Raw genomic sequence first — 17,039 nt, forward strand, 5'->3', positions numbered from 1 at the left:
GCGCGTGAGAAGGCCGTAACAGAGCGTGCGCAACGTACTCCACCGTTGATCGAGGAGCCCTTACGCCCGCACCTGCCCGTCCCTTCCATGTGTCAGCAAAAAGAGAACAACACCAATGAACACCGTGGGATCCGATGGCAACCTTGCCCAAGGTTTCAAGCCGCGTCACGTCACCATGCTGTCCATCGCCGGCATCATCGGCGCCGGGCTCTTCGTCGGTTCCGGGCACGCCATCGCGGCGGCTGGGCCTGCGACCATAATTTCCTACTTCGTGGCCGGCACCCTGGTGGTGCTGGTCATGCGCATGCTCGGCGAAATGGCCGTGGCGCACCCCGACACCGGTTCGTTCTCCACCTACGCCGAACAAGCCATCGGCCGCTGGGCCGGCTACACCATCGGCTGGTTGTACTGGTGGTTCTGGGTGCTGGTGATCCCCATCGAGGCGCTGGCCGCGGGGCATGTGCTCAACGCCTGGTTCCCCCAGGTGGACAGCTGGATCTTCGCCCTGGCCTCGGTGCTGCTGCTGGCCTGCACCAACCTGTTCAGCGTGGCCAAGTACGGTGAGTTCGAATTCTGGTTCGCCATCCTCAAGGTCACCGCCATCCTCGGTTTCATCGGTTTGGGCTTCGCCGCGCTGCTGGGCTGGCTGCCCAATCGCGAGGTCAGCGGCCTGAGTACGTTGATGGCCGAGCAGGGCGGCTTCGCCCCCAAGGGCTGGTCGGCGGTGGTGGGGGCGTTCATCACCGTGATGTTCAGCTTCATCGGCACCGAGGCGGTGACCATCGCCGCCTCCGAGTCCAGCGACCCGTCGCGCAACATCGCCAAGGCCACCCGTTCGGTGATCTGGCGCATCAGCACCTTCTACATCCTGTCGATCTTCGTGATCATCTCGGTGGTGCCGTGGAACGACCCGCAGCTGGCGGTGGTGGGTTCGTACCAGCGCGCGCTGGAAATCATGAACATCCCCAACGCCGCGTTGATGGTCGACTTCGTGGTGCTGATCGCGGTGACCAGCTGCATGAACTCGTCGATCTACATCGCCTCGCGGATGATGTACTCGCTGGCCAGGCGCGGCGATGCGCCGGCGCTGCTGAACAAGACCTCGAAAGTCGGCGTGCCGCGCGCGGCGGTGTTCGGCAGCACCCTGATCGGCGCAGGTATCGCCATCCTCAACTACTTCGCGCCCAAGGGGGTGTTCGAGTTCCTGCTGGCCAGCTCCGGGGCCATTGCCCTGCTGGTGTACCTGGTGATCGCCATCTCGCAACTGCGGATGCGCGCAAGGCTGGAGCGGGAGAACGCCAACCTGAAGTTCCGCATGTGGTTGTTCCCCTGGCTGACCTGGGCGGTGATCGCGTTCATCAGCGGCGCCCTGGCGGTGATGATGTTCACCGAGGAGCACCGGGCCGAAGTGAGCGCGACGCTGAGCCTGGCGATCGTCATCTCGTTCCTGGGCATCGTCACCACCCGGGGCCAGGCGCGTCGGGCGGTGGGGGCGCGGTCGTTGGGGTGAGTCCAACGCAGGTCCCTGTGGGAGCGGCCTTGTGTCGCGAAAGGGCTGCGTAGCGGCCCCGGGATCCCGGTGTTGATGCAAAGATCGCTGGGGCCGCTTTGCGGCCCTTTCGCGACACAAGGCCGCTCCCACAGGGAGAGGTGCGGGCATTCGAATGATCTGAGCTGACCGGCCCGGATCTTCATCCGCGTGATATATCCGTGCCATCATTTTTTGTCTTACACTCCCGCCACTAGCTCGCAAGGGAGTGCGCAACATGCTTCGCGGTTTCCGTCTGGCTTTGTCCCTGTGTCTGTTGCACCTGCCGCTGGCGCAGGCCGGCGAAGCACCCGCCGATCCCTTGCTCGACGCCCCCTCAACAACCCCTGCCAACAGCGGACAGAACCCCCGTGGCGTGCTGCGTGCCCGCGACCAGGCCGTGCTGTCCAGCGAGCTGGCCGGGCGTATCGTCGAGATGCCTTACGCCGACGGCCAGGACTTCAAGCAGGGCAGCACCCTGGCGCGCTTCGACTGCAGTGCCTACCAGGCCCAGCTCAACGCCGCCCAGGCCGCCGTGCGCGCCGCCAGTGAAGAGCTCCGGCACAATCGCCAACTGGCCGCACTGAAGTCGGTCGGCCAGTTCGAGGTGTCGCTGGCCGAGGCCAAGCAGGCCCAGGCCCAGGCCGAAGCCCAGGTGTATCAGGTGCAGATCAAGCGCTGCGTGGTCAGCGCACCGTTCGACGGGCGGGTGGTGCAGCGCCGGGCCCAGCCCCATGAAAGCGTGCCCAGCGGCTCGCCGTTGATCGAGGTGGTGGACAACCGCTCGCTGGAAATCCACCTGCTGGTACCGTCGCGTTGGCTGGGGCGGCTCAAGCCCGGCCAGCCCTTTGAATTCGTCCCCGATGAAACTGGCCAGCCCTTGCAGGCCCAGGTCAAGCGCGTGGGCGCGCGGATCGACGAGGGCAGCCAGACCCTGCAACTGATCGGCGAGTTGCCCCGCGATAGCCAGGGCTTGCTCGCCGGCATGAGCGGTACCGCCCACTTCCCGGAACAGCCATGACCGTCGCGGCAGGCGTGGCCGAGCACGCCTTCGCACTGTTCCTCGGCTTGCAGCGCCAGGCGCGCCAGGCCGCCAGCAGCGAACAACTGGCCTACGCCATGGTCAACGATGGCCAGGCGTTGTTCGGCTTTCGCCATGCGGCCCTGCTCATCGCTGGCAAGGTCCAGGCACTGACCGGCATCAGCGTGGTGGAGCCCCATGCGCCGTTCGTCGCGTTCGTCGAGCGCGCCGCCCGCACCTTGCAGGCTGCAGGCATGGCGGGCCAGCCCGCCGCCGTCGACCCCGCTCGGCTGGATGCCCAGGCCGTGGCCGACTGGCAGTCGCTGTCGGCTGCCCATGCCTACTGGCTGCCGCTGCTCGATCGTCGGGGCGAAGTCTTCGGTGGCCTGTGGTTGGCTCGCGACCAAGCATTCAACTCCGCCGAACAGGCTTTGCTGAATCAGTTGGGGGACACCTACGCCCACGCCTGGCTGGCCTTGCGCCCGGCCCGGCCGTGGCGCCTGCGCTGGCCAAGGCGGCGTCTGCTGGCGGTGGTGGGGGCGTTGCTGCTGGTGCTGCTGGTGCCGGTGCGCCAATCGGTGCTGGCGCCGGCCGAGGTCGTGCCGCGCGCGGGGCGTGTCGTCGCCGCGCCGCTGGATGGGGTGATTGCCGAGTTCCTGGTCAAGCCCAACCAGACGGTCGCCATGGGCGATGTGCTGGTGCGCTTCGACGCCACCACCCTCAAGGCCCAGGCCGATGTCGCCGAGCGCGCGCTCGGTGTGGCGCAGGCCGAGCTCAAGGCCAGCACCCAGCGTGCCTTCAGCGACACCGAATCCAATGCCCGGCTCGACTTGCTGGCGGCTCGCGTGGAGCAGAAGCGCGCCGAGCTCGACTACGCCCGCCAGCTGCTGGGGCGCAGCGAGATCCGCGCCGAACGCGCCGGGATCGCCGTGTTCGCCGATGCCGAGCGCTGGATGGGCAAACCGGTACAGACCGGTGAGCGCCTGATGCAGCTGGCCGACCCGCAGATGGCCGAGTTGCGCATGGAGCTGCCGGTGGGCGACGCCATCGCCTTGCAGCCTGGCGCCGAAGTGGCGCTGTTCCTCGACAGCGACCCGCTGCACCGCCATGCCGCACGCCTGGAGCGCGCGGCCTATGAAGCCCAGGCCACCGCTGCCGGGCAACTGGCCTACCGCCTCGATGCGGGTTTCGATGATGCGCCGCCGCGCATCGGCCTGCGTGGCACCGCCAAGCTGTACGGCGAGCGCGCGCCGCTGGTCTATTACCTGCTGCGCCGGCCGTTGGCGGCGTTGCGCCAGGGGCTCGGGCTGTGAGCCTGCCGCCGTTGCGGGCCGACCTGCAACTGTCGGCGGCGGCGCCCGGCCACGACGGTGCGCCGCAGTGGACCCTGGCCGACCCGCTGCGCGGGCGCTATTTCAAACTGGGCGCGGTCGCCGTGCGGCTGCTGCAGCACTGGTATCAGGCAGAGCCGCAACGGGTACTGTCGGCCGCCAATGCCGAGCCTGGCCCGGCAGCTGACGCGCAGGCACTCGAAGAACTGCTGCTGTTTCTCGGCCAGCACGACCTGCTCAGTGCCGAGGACACTCGCCAGCGCGACAGCTATGCGACCAAGGCCGCCGCCACCCGGCAGAGCCTGTGGACACGTGTGCTGCACCAGTACCTGTTCTTTCGCATTCCACTGTGGCGCCCGGATGCCTTCCTCAACCGCGCCTGGCCGCTACTCGAACGCCATGGCGGCTGGCTGCTGCGCATCTTCCTGCCGCTGGTGCTGGCGCTGGGCGTGTTCCTGGTGATCCGCGACTGGTCGCGCTTCATCGCCACCTTCCCGCACCTGTTCAGCTTGGGTGGCATCTTGGCCTTCGGCGTAGCGCTGGGGTTCGCCAAGCTGTGCCACGAGTTCGGCCATGCCTTCATGGCCAAGCGCGCCGGCTGTCGGGTGCAGAGCATGGGCCTGGCGTTCATGGTGCTGCTGCCGATGTTCTACACCGATGTCAGCGATGCCTGGCGGGTGCGTGACCGCCGTTCGCGGCTGCTGATCGACGCCGGCGGGGTGTTCGCCGAACTGGTGCTGGCGGTATTGGCGCTGCTGGCCTGGTCGCTGCTGCCCGATGGCCCGGCGCGCACGGCGGCATTCATGCTGGCCAGTGCTACCTGGATCACGACACTGCTGGTCAATCTCAACCCCTTCATGCGCTTCGACGGCTACTTCCTGGTCAGCGACCTGTGGGGCGTCGAGAATCTGCAGCAGCGCGCTTTCGCCCTGTGCCGCTGGCGTTTGCGCGAAGCGTTGTTCGGCTATGGCGAACCGGCCCCGGAAGCCTGGCCGCCAGTCATGCGCCGCCGCCTGCTGGTGTGGGGCTATGGCGCCTGGCTGTGGCGCGCGGTGCTGTTCTTCGGCATCGCCCTGGCGGTGTATCACTTGTTCTTCAAGGTGCTGGGCATCTTCCTGATGCTGGTGGAGCTGGTGTGGTTCATCGGCTTGCCGGTGTGGAAGGAGTTGCAGCAGTGGTGGCTGCGCCGTGGCCAGGCGGCGCCGGGCAAGACCTTGCGGGTCGCAGCCGGGCTGGCGCTGCTGCTGACCGTGCTGGTGGTGCCCTGGCGCGGCGCGGTGGATGTGCCAGCGATGCTCGAGGCGTCCCGCGTCAGCACCTTGCACGCGCCGGTGGCAGCACGGGTGAAAAGCCTGCTGGTGCGCGAGGGGCAGAAGGTTGGCCAGGGGGCCCTGCTGCTGGAGCTGGAGTCGCCCGACCTGGCGTCGCGCCAGGCCATCGTGCGCCGCGAGATCGACATCCTGCAGTTGCTGTTGCGCCGCCAGGCCGGGCGCAGCGAGACGGCGGGCGATGCCGGCGTGCTCGAACAGCAGCTGGCCGAAGCCGTGGCCGAATACCGTGGCCTGGCGGCCCAGCGTGAGCGCCTGCAACTGCGCGCGCCGCGCAGTGGGGTATTGCGCGACCTGCCGCCTGAGCTGGTGCCCGGCCAGTGGGTCAGCCCGGCCCAGACGCTGGGGCGGATTGTCGAGCCGGGCGTGCGCTTGCGGGGTTACCTGGCCGAAGCCGACCTGTGGCGGGTGGCGGCCGGCAGCGAAGGGCGCTTTATCGCCGATGACCCGGCGCGGCCGGCAGTGCCGGTACGGGTGGAGCAAGTGGACGCCACCGGGGTGACGGTGCTGGAGCTGGAAGCGCTGGCCTCCGACCGCCATGGGCCGGTGGCCGTGCGGCGTGATGGCCAGCAGCGTGCGGAGCCGGTGCAGGCCCAGTACGGTGTGCGCTTGAGCCCGTTGGTCGAGGTGGCGGATGTAGGGCAGCCGGTGCGTGGGGTGGTGGTGCTCGAGGGGGCTCGGGAATCGCTGCTGGGGACCGCCTGGCGGCGGTTGGCGGCGCTGGGGGTGCGTGAAAGTGGTTTTTAGGGGGACCGAGCGCCGCTTGTGCGGCGCATCGCGGATGAATCCGCTCCTACAGGGCTGTTTTCCAGGACGAACCGACCACAAGGAACATCCATGACCGATACCCCGTTACCGCTCTGCTCTCGCCTCCCCCTGGCCATAGACCTGCCAGCGCTGCTGCCAGCCCTGGCCCAGGTCCCCACCGAGGCCTGGCAGACGCATTTCAACCACAGCTACCACGAAGGCGACTGGAGCGGGGTGGCACTGGTCACCGCCGAAGATTCCCCGCTGCCGCTGGCTCCAGGCCTGGGCGCGCCCAAAAACCTGGCCTGGTGGCAGGGCGAAACAGCCTGGAAAACGGTGCTGACGCCGTTCCAGGCCTCGCTGCGCGCCGCCCGCCTGCTGCGCCTTGGAGAATGCGCCAGGATTCACGAACACCGCGACCCCGACCTGGGCCGCCCCGGCGGCTGCCTGCGCCTGCACGTCCCGCTGCTCAGCCCGCCCGGCGTTGAGTTCCTGGTGGACGGCCTGCAGGTCCCCATGCGCCCGGGCGAGTGCTGGTTCATCGACCTGTCGCGGCCCCATCGCGTCAACAACCCTGGCCCCGGCGAACGTATCCACCTGGTGCTCGACTGCGCGGCCGACCCTTGGCTGCTGGCACTGATCAAGCAAGGCCTGGCGCGCACGCCAACGTTGCAGCCGGGCAGGGCGGGGCAGGCATTCGAACGGTTTCGCCGGCAGGTGGCCGAGTCACCGGCATTGGCCGCACGCCTGCAGGCACTGGAGGACCCTCGGGCCTTCGTCGCCGAAACAGTGCGATTGGGCGCCGAACACGGGCTGGCCTTTTCCGACGCAGAGGTCCTGGGCGCCATGCGCCGGGGCAAGCAGGCATGGAGCGATCAATGGCGAGCATGAACACCCCGCTGGACTTCCAGGGCTGGCTGCCCATCCGCCTCTGGCAAGGCGATACCGGCTGGCGGGTGGACTGGTGCTGGTTCGGCGAGCGGCGCTTGGCCCGGCCATTCTTCCGCGACGATGTCGACCTGGCGCTGCGCCTGCCGTTCAACCAGGCCATGCGCCGCGAAACCGATGTCCAGGCGCTGCTCGACTGGCACGCGCGCAGCCCGGGCCTGAGCCCCTCGGCCCTGGTGTTCCACGCCTCGCGCTGCGGTTCGACCCTGGTCGCCCAGTTGCTGGCCAGCCAGGCCCGCAACATCGTGTTGTCCGAACCTCCGCCGCTGGACAACCTGTTGCGCGCCGCACGCCAGGACCCGGCCGCCGCAACCTGGCAAGCCGAGGCCCTGCGCGCCCTGTGCTCGGCCTACGGCCAGCGCCGCCGAGGCGACGAGCAACAACTGCTGATCAAGCTCGACGCCTGGAATATCTTCGACGCACCGTTGCTGACGGCGCTATACCCCGACGTGCCCCGGGTGTTCCTCTACCGCGACCCGCTGGAAATCGTCGTCTCGCAACTGCGCCAGGCGGGCATGCACCGTGTGCCGGGGCTGCTCGGCGCTTCGGGCCTCGACAGCCTGTTGCCTGACCCTCAAACCATGGGCACGGTGGAATACACCTGCCGGCTGATTGGCGAAATCCTCGCGGCTGGCCTAGCGTTGTGCGAACGCCACGGTGGCATCGCGGTGAACTACAGCGAATTGCCCGATGCTGTCTGGGGCCGCCTCGGGCCGCTGTTCGATATCCAGCCGGGCGATGTGGCAGGCCTGCGCTGTGTCGCGGCCTTCGACGCCAAGCAACCGGCCATGAACTTCAGCGCTGACAGCCAGCGCAAGCGCGAAGCGGCCAGCGACGAAATACGCGCTGCAGTCGCCCGTTGGGCCCAGGCGCCCTACAACGCGTTGGAATCCATACGGTTGCGAAACGTCCAGGAAATGGCGTCAAACGACCTCGAACGGGTGTTTGAGAAAAAAGTTGAAGAGACCCTGCGTAGATAGTGGCTATCTGCCTTGTTCTTCGGCTACGCTGCTGCAGATTGTGTAGGACAATTCACTTGGATGTGCGCCCCTCACCATGGGGTAACCTTACGCAGGGAAGCCATACCCGATGTCCATCCCCGAGGTGAACCTCCGTCCCATCACGGACGCCGACCGCCCATTCCTGCGCACACTCTATGGCACCACCCGTGCCGCCGAAATGGCCCTGCTGCCGTGGCCGCAGGCCGCCATCGATGCTTTCCTCGACCAACAGTTCCAGGCCCAACACGACCACTATCAGGAGCAGTTCGCCGGCGCCGACTTCTTCGTCATCGAAGCGGCGGGCGAGCTCATCGGCCGTGCCTACCTGCACTGGGCCGACGACCACGTGCAGTTCATCGACATGGCCCTGCTGCCCGCCTGGTGCGGCCGCGGCATCGGCAGCCGGCTGCTTGGCCAGTGGCTGGCGCGAGCCGATGCCGACGGGCTCAGCGCCGGCCTGCATGTCACCCCTCACAACCCGGCCTTGCAGCTCTACCAGCGCTGCGGGTTCGAGGTGGTCGGCGAAACCGGCCTGTCCCTGAAGATGCGCCGAGCGGCGCTCACCCCTGCCATTCGTGCCTGAAGGATCAGCCCCATGCATGCCATGCCCACGTTTGACGACTTGCAACAGGCCACCGGCAGCCACTTCCAGCTGTGGGTCAGCGACGACCAGGCGCTCGAGGCGCAATTGCTGGCCGTGACCGAAGGCCAGGCCATGTCGCGGCGCCATCAGCGTTATGCGGCGGAATTCGCCTTGCCGGCCGGCACGGTCCTGCCGCAAGCGGTATTCCGCCTGTCGCCGCCAGGCGAGCCGGGCTGGCTGCTATTGATGACCCCGGTAAGCCCCGAAAGCGATGGGCGCCCGGTGCTTGAAGCGATTTTTCACGTTGACCGGCCGCTCTGAGGGCGTCCACCACACGCGTCATTTCCAGTGGGCCATGAGGCCCGTCTTCGAAGTGTTGTCAAAGGAGAGCAGCAAATGAGTGAGCCGTTCCTCGGTCAGATCACCTTGTTCGCAGGCAACTTCGCCCCTCGGGGTTGGGCCTTCTGCCAAGGTCAGCTTCTGAGCATCGCCCAGAACACCGCGTTGTTCTCGATTCTCGGGACGACCTACGGTGGCAATGGCCAGACCACCTTCGCACTGCCGGACCTGCGTGGCCGGGCGCCTATCCAGCAAGGGACGGGGCCGGGGTTGCCGAATGTCGTGCTCGGGGAGGTGGCGGGTGCCCCAACGGCCACCCTGACCTCACTGAACATGGCATCGCAACCCGTGAGCATTCCGGCCAGCACGGTGTCGGTCGCCATCCCGGCGGCAGAGGGCGAGGCCGACCTGCCTGCGCCTTCGACCAGTGGCGTGCTGGCCAAGCCCAAGGACACCACGGGGTCCGGCGCGGCGATCGACATCTATGCCTCGACCGCCAGCGACACGACGCTCAAACCGTTCAGCCTCACCATACCGGCCAGTACCGGTGCGACCACGGGGCAAAGCCAGCCCTTCTCGATCCGTAACCCTTACCTGGGCATCAACTTCATCATCGCAGTAGAAGGGCTGTTCCCGTCCCGCAACTGAGGCCGGGCAGGTAGCAAGCAGGACTGCGGGGCGCACATCGGCGCCCCGTCGTCCGTTCAGGATTTCCCAACAAGAACAGGCCGTCCTCACCCGCAAGGGCGGCACGCACAACCAGCCCCAGGGCTGAGCGAGGGCATCATGGCATTCTGGAAACGCGGCAAGGACACCCACACACCCAACGTTTCCACGAGCCGCCCGAGCCTTATCCAGGCCCTGGAGCCGCGCATGATGTTCGACGCCTCGGTGGGCGTGGTCGCCGACCAGGGCGCCCAGGCGGTCGAAGCCGCCGCGGCCGCCAGCGTGGCCAAGGACACCAGCGCCGCCAGCGATGCGGCCAGCAGCCGCGACAGCGCCACCCATGAACCCGTCCACGAGGCGGCACCGGCCAGCGCGCCGGTCACGGCGGCCTCGGGCAACCACCACGAAGTGGTGTTCATCGACTCCGCCGTCAGCGACTACCAGAAGCTCATTGCCGGCTTGCCCGCCGGCGTCGAGGTGGTGGTGCTGGACAACGGCAAGGACGGTTTCAAGCAGATCGCCGACTACCTCAACGGCCGCAGCGACGTCACCTCGGTCGACATTATCAGCCACGGCGACCAGGGCTATGTGTACCTGGCCGGCAACGCCATCTGGGCCAACCAGCTGGCCAGCCATGGCGCGGACCTCGCCCGCATCGGCGCGAGCCTGGCGCCGGGCGGCGATATCCGTTTCTTCGCCTGCAACACCGGGGCCGGCAGCGACGGCCAGTTGTTCGTCAACGAGGTGGCGCGGCTCAGCGGCGCCGATGTGGGTGCCTCGTCCGATTCCACCGGCAACCGCGCCGGCGAGGACTGGACGCTGGAGACCGTCTCGGGCGTGGTGGCCAGCGGCGTGGGCGTGCAGCGTGGCGACCTGTCGGCGTTCAGCACGTCGCTGGCCACCATCACGGTCACCAGCAAGAACGCCTCGCTCATTTCGGCCGGCGATGGCGGGGTGACCCTGGCCGAAGCCATCCAGGCCGCGAACACCGACACCTCGGTGGACGGTTCCGCCGCCGGCAGCGGCGCCGACATCATCGTGTTCCACCAGAGCCTGAAAGGGGAGACCATCCGCTGGACGACGTCTTCGCCGCTGCTGGTGACCAGCAACATCACCATCAACGGCGATGTCGACGGTGATGGCAAGGGCGACATCATCTTCAGCGGCGACGCCAATGACAACGGCATGCGCGACGCCGCGGACGCGTCGGGCCTGCAAAGCAATGGCGGTGGCGTGCTGACCGTGCGCAACCTGGATTTCCGCTATTTCTCCAGCAACATCGCCGGCGGCGCGATCCGTGCCTTTGGCGGCTCCATCACGGTCGAAGACTCCAACTTCCAGGAGAACTACGGCACGGTGATCAACTCGGCGACCTCGGTGGGGTCCACCGTGGTGGTGCGCAACACCACGATCCACGACAACAACACCAGCATCCTCGGCGGCAGCGGCATGTCGACCCTGGTGCGCCTGGGCGGCGTCAACAACCATGTGCTGGAAAACGTCGCCATCTACAACAACACCGGCACCTACGGCGCTACGGGCAACGTGGCGGCTGGTTCGATCATCGTGCTGGGCAACAGCGGCGGCACGGTGCGCATCACCAACAGCACCGTGGCCAACAACGTGTTCCTCAACACCAGCACCGGCAGCATCACCTCGGGTGGCCTTGGTTGGGCCAGTGGCCAGGCCGGCACGGTGACGGTGCAAAACAGCATCTTCACCGGCAACACGGTCAACGGCGCTGCCCTTGATGCCGCTACCAACGGCGGCGTCGGCGGCGGCTACACCAGCACCACCAACCTGATCGGCGCCTCGGTCAACTTCGTCAACACCGCCACGGGCGACTACCGGTTGGCCAGCACCGCCAGCAACGCCATCGACCAGGGCACCCTCGCCGGCGCGCCGCTCACCGACCTGCGCGGCTTCGACCGGCCCCGTGGCGCTGGTGTCGATATCGGCGCCTACGAGGTGCTGTACTCGGCGCCACCGGTGGTCGACCTGGACACCGGCAACGGCGGCAACGACAGCACGGTCAACTTCACCGGCAGCCCGGTGGCCATCGTGCCGAACATCAGCCTCACCCAGACCGACGGCGACACCCAGGTCAGCGGCGCGACACTCAACCTGAGCGGCGTGCTCGACGGCGGCAACGAAACCCTGTCGCTCAGCGCCGGGCAGATCGCCACGGCGGCCAGCTACGGCATCACCATCAGCGGCTCTGGCACCACGGTGCTGTCGCTCAGCGGCGTGGCCACCCTGGCCCAGTACCGCTCGATCCTCGCCGTGGTGGCCTACGGCAACAGCACCGGGGCCTACACCAGCGGCACCCGCAGCGTGACGGTCAGCGTCAACGACGACATGGGCAGCACTACCCGCACTGCCTCGGTGGTGGTCCAGCCGCCCAATGCCGCGCCGGTGATCGCCAACCTCAACGGCGACAGCCAGACCTACACGCAGGGTGCTGGCGCCGTGCTGCTCGACAGCGGCAGCAATGCCACGGTCACCGACAGCGACTCGGCCGATTTTTCCGGCGGCAACCTGACCGTGGCGGTCAGCGCCAATGGCGTGGCCGGCGAGGACGTGCTGGGCATTCGCAACCAGGGCAACGGCGCCGGGCAGATCGGCGTCAGCGGCAACATCGTCAGCTACGGCGGCGTGGCCATCGGCACCTATACCGGAGGCACCGGCGGCGCCAACCTGGTGCTGACGTTCAATAGCAGCGCCACGGCGGCGGCGGTCCAGGCCGTGGTGCGCAACCTCACCTACGACAACAGCAATGCCGCCAACAGCATCGGCCAGGCCACCCGCACCCTGTCGGTCACGGTCAACGATGGCGATGGCGGCACCTCGAGCGCGGCGTCGGTATCGGTGGCCATCCACGAGACCGTCCCACCCACCGCCACCATCACCCTCAGCGACTCGGCGCTGAAAGTGGGCGAGACCGCGACGGTGACCATCACCTTCAGCGAGGTGGTCAGCGGCTTCACCAACGCCGACCTGACCGTGGCCAACGGCACCCTGAGCGCGGTGTCCAGCAGCGACGGCGGCAAGACCTGGACCGCCACCTTCACCCCGACCAACAACCTCACCAACGCCAGCAACGTCATCACCCTGAACAACGCGGGCGTCACCGACCTGGCCGGCAACGCGGGCGCCGGCACCACCAGCTCGGCCAACTACAGCATCGACACCGTGCGCCCGACGGCGACCATCGTGGTCAGCGACAGCAACCTGGCCGTCGGCGAAACTTCGCTGGTGACCATCACCTTCAGCGAGGCGGTGACCGGCTTCACCAATGCCGACCTGAGCGTGGCCAACGGCACCTTGAGCGCGGTGTCCAGCAGCGACGGCGGTATCACCTGGACGGCCACCTTCACCCCGACCAGCAACATCACCGACGCGACCAACCTCATCACCCTGGACAACACCGGGGTGCTCGACCTGGCCGGCAACGCCGGCACCGGTACCACCAATTCGAACAACTACGCCATCGACACCCAGCGCCCGACCGCCACCCTCGTGGTGGCCGACAACAGCCTGAGCGTGGGTGAGACGTCGCTGGTGACCATCACCTTCAGCGAGGCGGTGACCGGCTTCACCAATGCCGACCTGACCGTGGCCAACGGCACCTTGAGCGCGGTGTCCAGCAGCGACGGTGGCATCACCTGGACGGCGACCTTCACCCCGACCAGCGCCATCACCGATGCGACCAACGTCATCACCCTGGACAACACCGGGGTGACCGATAGCGCTGGCAACGCAGGCACCGGCAGCACCAACTCGAACAACTACGCCATCGACACCGTGCGCCCGACCGCGACCCTCGTGGTGGCCGACAGCAACCTGAAGATCGGTGAGACATCGCTGGTGACCGTCACCTTCAGCGAGGCGGTGAGCGGCTTTACCAACGCCGACCTGACCGTGGCCAACGGCACCTTGAGCGCGGTGTCCAGCAGCGACGGTGGCATCACCTGGACGGCGACCTTCACCCCGACCAGCAACATCACCGACACGACCAATGTCATCACCCTGGACAACACCGGGGTGACCGACACTGCCGGCAATGCCGGCAGCGGCACCACCGACTCGAACAACTACGCCATCGACACCCAGCGCCCGACCGCGACCATCGTGCTGGCCGACGCCAACCTGACCGTGGGCGAGACCACCACGGTGACCATCACCTTCAGCGAAGCGGTGAGTGGCTTCACCCTGGCCGACCTGGCGGCGCCCAACGGTACCCTGAGCGGGCTGTCCAGCAGCGACGGCGGTATTACCTGGACGGCCACTTTCACCCCGACGATCAACGTGCAGGACGCCACCAACGTCATCACCCTGAACAACACCGGGGTGGCCGACCTGGCCGGCAACGTCGGTGCCGGCACCACCAACTCCGCCAACTTCACGGTCAACACCCTGCAACCCACGGCGACGGTGGTGGTGAGCAACCCCGCCCTGCGCGTGGGCGACACCAGCCTGGTGACCATCACCTTCAGCGAGGCGGTGAGCGGCTTCACCAATGCCGACCTGACCGTGGCCAACGGCAGCCTGAGCGCGGTGTCCAGCAGCGATGGCGGCATCACCTGGACCGCCACCTTCACCCCGACCAACAACATCACCGATGCGACCAACCTGATTACCCTCGACAACAGCGGCGTGGTCGGTGCGAGCAGTGGCAACGCCGGCTCCGGTAGCACTGATTCGAACAACTACGCCATCGATACCCAGCGCCCGACCGCCACCCTCGTGGTGGCCGACAGCAACCTGGCCATCGGCCAGACCTCGCTGGTGACCATCACCTTCAGCGAGGCGGTGACCGGCTTCACCAACGCCGACCTGACGATCGCCAATGGCACCTTGAGCGCGGTGAGCAGCAGCGACGGTGGTGTGACCTGGACCGCGACCCTGACTCCGGCCGCCGGCATCACCGACACCAGCAACCTGATCACCCTGGACAACACCGGCGTGACGGATATCGCGGGCAATGCCGGCACCGGCAGTACCGATTCGAACAACTACGCCGTCGACAGCCAGCGCCCGACCGCCACCATCGTGATTGCCGACCCCAACCTGACGGCAGGGGAGACCACCACGGTGACCTTCACCTTCAGCGAGGCGGTGAGCGGTTTCACCAACGCCGACCTGACGGTGGCCAACGGCACCCTGAGCGCCGTGAGTAGCAGCGACGGCGGTATCACCTGGACCGCCACCTTCACCCCGAATGCCGGGGTGCGGGACCTCAGCAACGTGATCACCCTGAACAACACCGGTATCGCCGACCTGGCCGGCAACGCCGGGACCGGCACCACCTCGTCGGCCAACTACACGGTCGACACCCTCGTGCCCACGGCCACCGTCGTGGTTGCCGACACAGCCCTGCGCGCAGGCCAGACCAGCCTGGTGACCATCACCTTCAGCGAAGCGGTGAGCGGCTTCACCCTGGCCGACCTGAGCGTGGCCAACGGCACCCTGAGCGGGCTGAGCAGCAGCGATGGCGGTATCACCTGGACCGCGACCCTCACGCCCACCGGCAACGTCGAGGACGCCAGCAACCTGATCACCTTGGACAACACCGGCGTGGTCGGCGCGGCCTCCGGCAACGCCGGGGTGGGCAGCACCGATTCCAACAACTACGCCATCGACAGCCGCGCCCCCAGCGTGACCAGCGTCGGCGGCCCGGTGGGCGTCGCCTACAACGCCGGCGACACGCTGGTGTTCGTGGTCAACGCCAGCGAGGCGGTGCAGGTGGCCGGTTCGCCACGCCTGGCCCTGGACATCGGCGGGCACACGGTGTTCGCCGACCTGGTGGCCGGGGCGGGCACCACCACCCTGGTGTTCCAGTACACCGTCCAGCCCGGCGACAACGACAGCGACGGCATCACCGTCACCGGGCTCAGCGCCAATGGCGCGACCCTGACCGACGCCGCCGGCAACGCCATGAACCTGACCCTCAACGGCGTGGCCGACACCCACCAGGTGCTGGTCGACACCCAGGCGCCGACGGCGGTCGGCATCGTCACCCTCGACCCCTCGCCAAGCAACGCCCAGAGCGTGCGCTTCACGGTGACCTTCAGCGAACGGGTCAACGGTGTCGACCTGAGCGATTTCAGCCTGGTCGCCAGTGGCTCGGCCAGTGGCACGTTGACCGGCCTGCAAGCGCTGGGCGATGGCGTCTACGTGGTCACCGTCGGCGGTGTCAGCGGTACCGGCACCCTCGGGCTTAACCTGAAGGCTAGCGCCACGGGTATCACCGACGTGGCCGGCAATGCCCTGGTCGGCGGCCTTACCGGCGCCGTGTACAGCATCGACCGCGACGCGCCCACGGTGGGCAGCGTCAGCGTGCCGGTGGGGGTGACCTACAACACCGGCGATGTGCTCACCTTCGTGGTCAACACCAGCGAAGCCGTGGTGGTCGACGGCGTGCCGCGCCTGGCCCTGGATGTCGGCGGGCGCACCGTGTACGCCGACTTCGTGGCCGGCTCCGGCACCCCGACCCTGGTGTTCCAGTACCAGATCCAGGCCGGCGACAACGACAGCGACGGCATCCAGGTGCAGGGCCTGTCGGCCAACGGCGCGACCCTGCGCGATGCGGCCGGCAATGCGCTGACACCGGGCCTGAACAATGTCGGCGACACCCGCGGCGTGACCGTCGACGGCACGCCGCCGACGGTGGCCTCGATCGTGGCCAACCCTTCGCCAACGCCGGGCAGCCAGTCGTTCACCGTGACCTTCAGCGAGAACGTCAACGGGGTCGACCTCAACGACTTCCAACTGGTGAGCAATGGCAACGCCAGCGGCACCTTGCAGTCGCTGACACGCCTCGACGGCCGCACCTGGCAGGTCAACGTCAGCGGCGTTGCCGGCGCCGGCAGCCTGGCCCTGGCGCTCAAGGCCAGCGGCACCGGCATCACCGATAGCGCCGGCAATGCCCTGGTCGGGGGTTTCACCGGGCAAGGCGTGGCCCTGCAATCCAACGACGGCGACCCGGAATTCCGCGCCTATCCGCCGACGCACTCGCTACCGACCAGCCCGGATACGCCGCTGGTGTCGACGCCGCTGCCGGTCACCGCGCCCTACCAGTCGCCGTTGCTGCCACAGCCGCTGTTCGAGGTCCCGAGCGCGGGTGCTGGCCTGCCGGCGCTGGGCAATATCTTCATCAAGGATGGCGCGCTGGCGCCCAGCTACCTGGCCCAGGTGTTCGCCGGCCAGCAGGGCGGCAGTGGCATCGGTAACGGTTCGGGCGCCGGCTTCCTGGGCTTCGGTGGCGGCGACGCCAACGTGTTCGGCGCCAGCAGCCTGGCCAACCTGTTCGACAAGACGCTGCCGGACGACGGCGGCCCGTCCGACCTGGCCGGCAGCAAGCTGCTCTCGGCCGCAGGCAAGGGGTTGAGCGGGGCGCCGACTTTGGGGCAGCAGTTGCAGGCCTTCCGGGAGGGGGAACAGCGCCAGGCCAGGCAACTGGCCCAGGCGCTGGGGCAAGTCGAGGTACCCGCGCCGCAGGCATGAGCCAACGGACGCGAGCAAACCATTAGAAGAAAGGCAGTGCC

At 67.8% G+C, this 17,039-nt stretch carries 10 protein-coding genes; all 10 read left to right on the forward strand.

Translation table 11 applies throughout. The features are described 5' to 3' along the window. Positions 1-115: 115 nt before the first annotated feature. The gene (locus PSEEN_RS03420) at positions 116-1,510 is read left to right on the forward strand and encodes an amino acid permease (protein WP_011532092.1); all 1,395 of its coding nucleotides are present in this window, start codon (positions 116-118) and stop codon (positions 1,508-1,510) included. Positions 1,511-1,766: 256 nt separating this feature from the next. Beyond that, entirely contained in the window at positions 1,767-2,549 is a 783-nt protein-coding gene (locus tag PSEEN_RS03425; protein ID WP_044487639.1) for an efflux RND transporter periplasmic adaptor subunit, read from the forward strand. After that, a complete protein-coding gene (locus tag PSEEN_RS03430) occupies positions 2,546-3,862 on the forward strand; it encodes an efflux RND transporter periplasmic adaptor subunit (RefSeq protein WP_011532094.1) in 1,317 nt (438 codons plus the stop codon). Before PSEEN_RS03425 ends, PSEEN_RS03430 begins: the two co-directional genes overlap by 4 nt. Then, positions 3,859-5,955, forward strand: coding sequence for a site-2 protease family protein (locus PSEEN_RS03435; protein ID WP_011532095.1), 2,097 nt, complete (start codon positions 3,859-3,861; stop codon positions 5,953-5,955). The genes PSEEN_RS03430 and PSEEN_RS03435 overlap by 4 nt, the downstream gene beginning before the upstream one ends. Before the next feature lie 90 nt (positions 5,956-6,045). Next, positions 6,046-6,846 carry an aspartyl/asparaginyl beta-hydroxylase domain-containing protein gene (locus PSEEN_RS03440; RefSeq protein WP_011532096.1) on the forward strand — a complete coding sequence of 267 codons (801 nt, stop codon included), beginning with the start codon at positions 6,046-6,048 and terminating at the stop codon, positions 6,844-6,846. After that, complete coding sequence (locus tag PSEEN_RS03445) at positions 6,834-7,883, forward strand: sulfotransferase family protein (RefSeq protein WP_044487641.1); 1,050 nt, start codon at positions 6,834-6,836, stop codon at positions 7,881-7,883. The genes PSEEN_RS03440 and PSEEN_RS03445 overlap by 13 nt, the downstream gene beginning before the upstream one ends. 109 nt (positions 7,884-7,992) lie before the next feature. Next, a complete protein-coding gene (locus tag PSEEN_RS03450; protein WP_011532098.1) occupies positions 7,993-8,487 on the forward strand; it encodes a GNAT family N-acetyltransferase in 495 nt (164 codons plus the stop codon). 12 nt (positions 8,488-8,499) lie between these two features. Continuing rightward, entirely contained in the window at positions 8,500-8,808 is a 309-nt protein-coding gene (locus PSEEN_RS03455) for a DUF6916 family protein (RefSeq protein WP_044487643.1), read from the forward strand. A gap of 75 nt (positions 8,809-8,883) precedes the next feature. Continuing rightward, positions 8,884-9,474 (forward strand): phage tail protein, encoded by a 591-nt coding sequence (locus PSEEN_RS03460; RefSeq protein ID WP_011532100.1) that lies wholly within the window; start codon positions 8,884-8,886, stop codon positions 9,472-9,474. Between the two features lie 138 nt (positions 9,475-9,612). Next, positions 9,613-16,998: an Ig-like domain-containing protein gene (locus PSEEN_RS03465; RefSeq protein WP_048815098.1), complete on the forward strand. Its 7,386-nt coding sequence runs from the start codon at positions 9,613-9,615 to the stop codon at positions 16,996-16,998. The last annotated feature ends 41 nt before the right edge of the window (positions 16,999-17,039 follow it).

It is taken from the genome of Pseudomonas entomophila L48, from assembly GCF_000026105.1.
Taxonomy (GTDB): domain Bacteria; phylum Pseudomonadota; class Gammaproteobacteria; order Pseudomonadales; family Pseudomonadaceae; genus Aquipseudomonas; species Aquipseudomonas entomophila.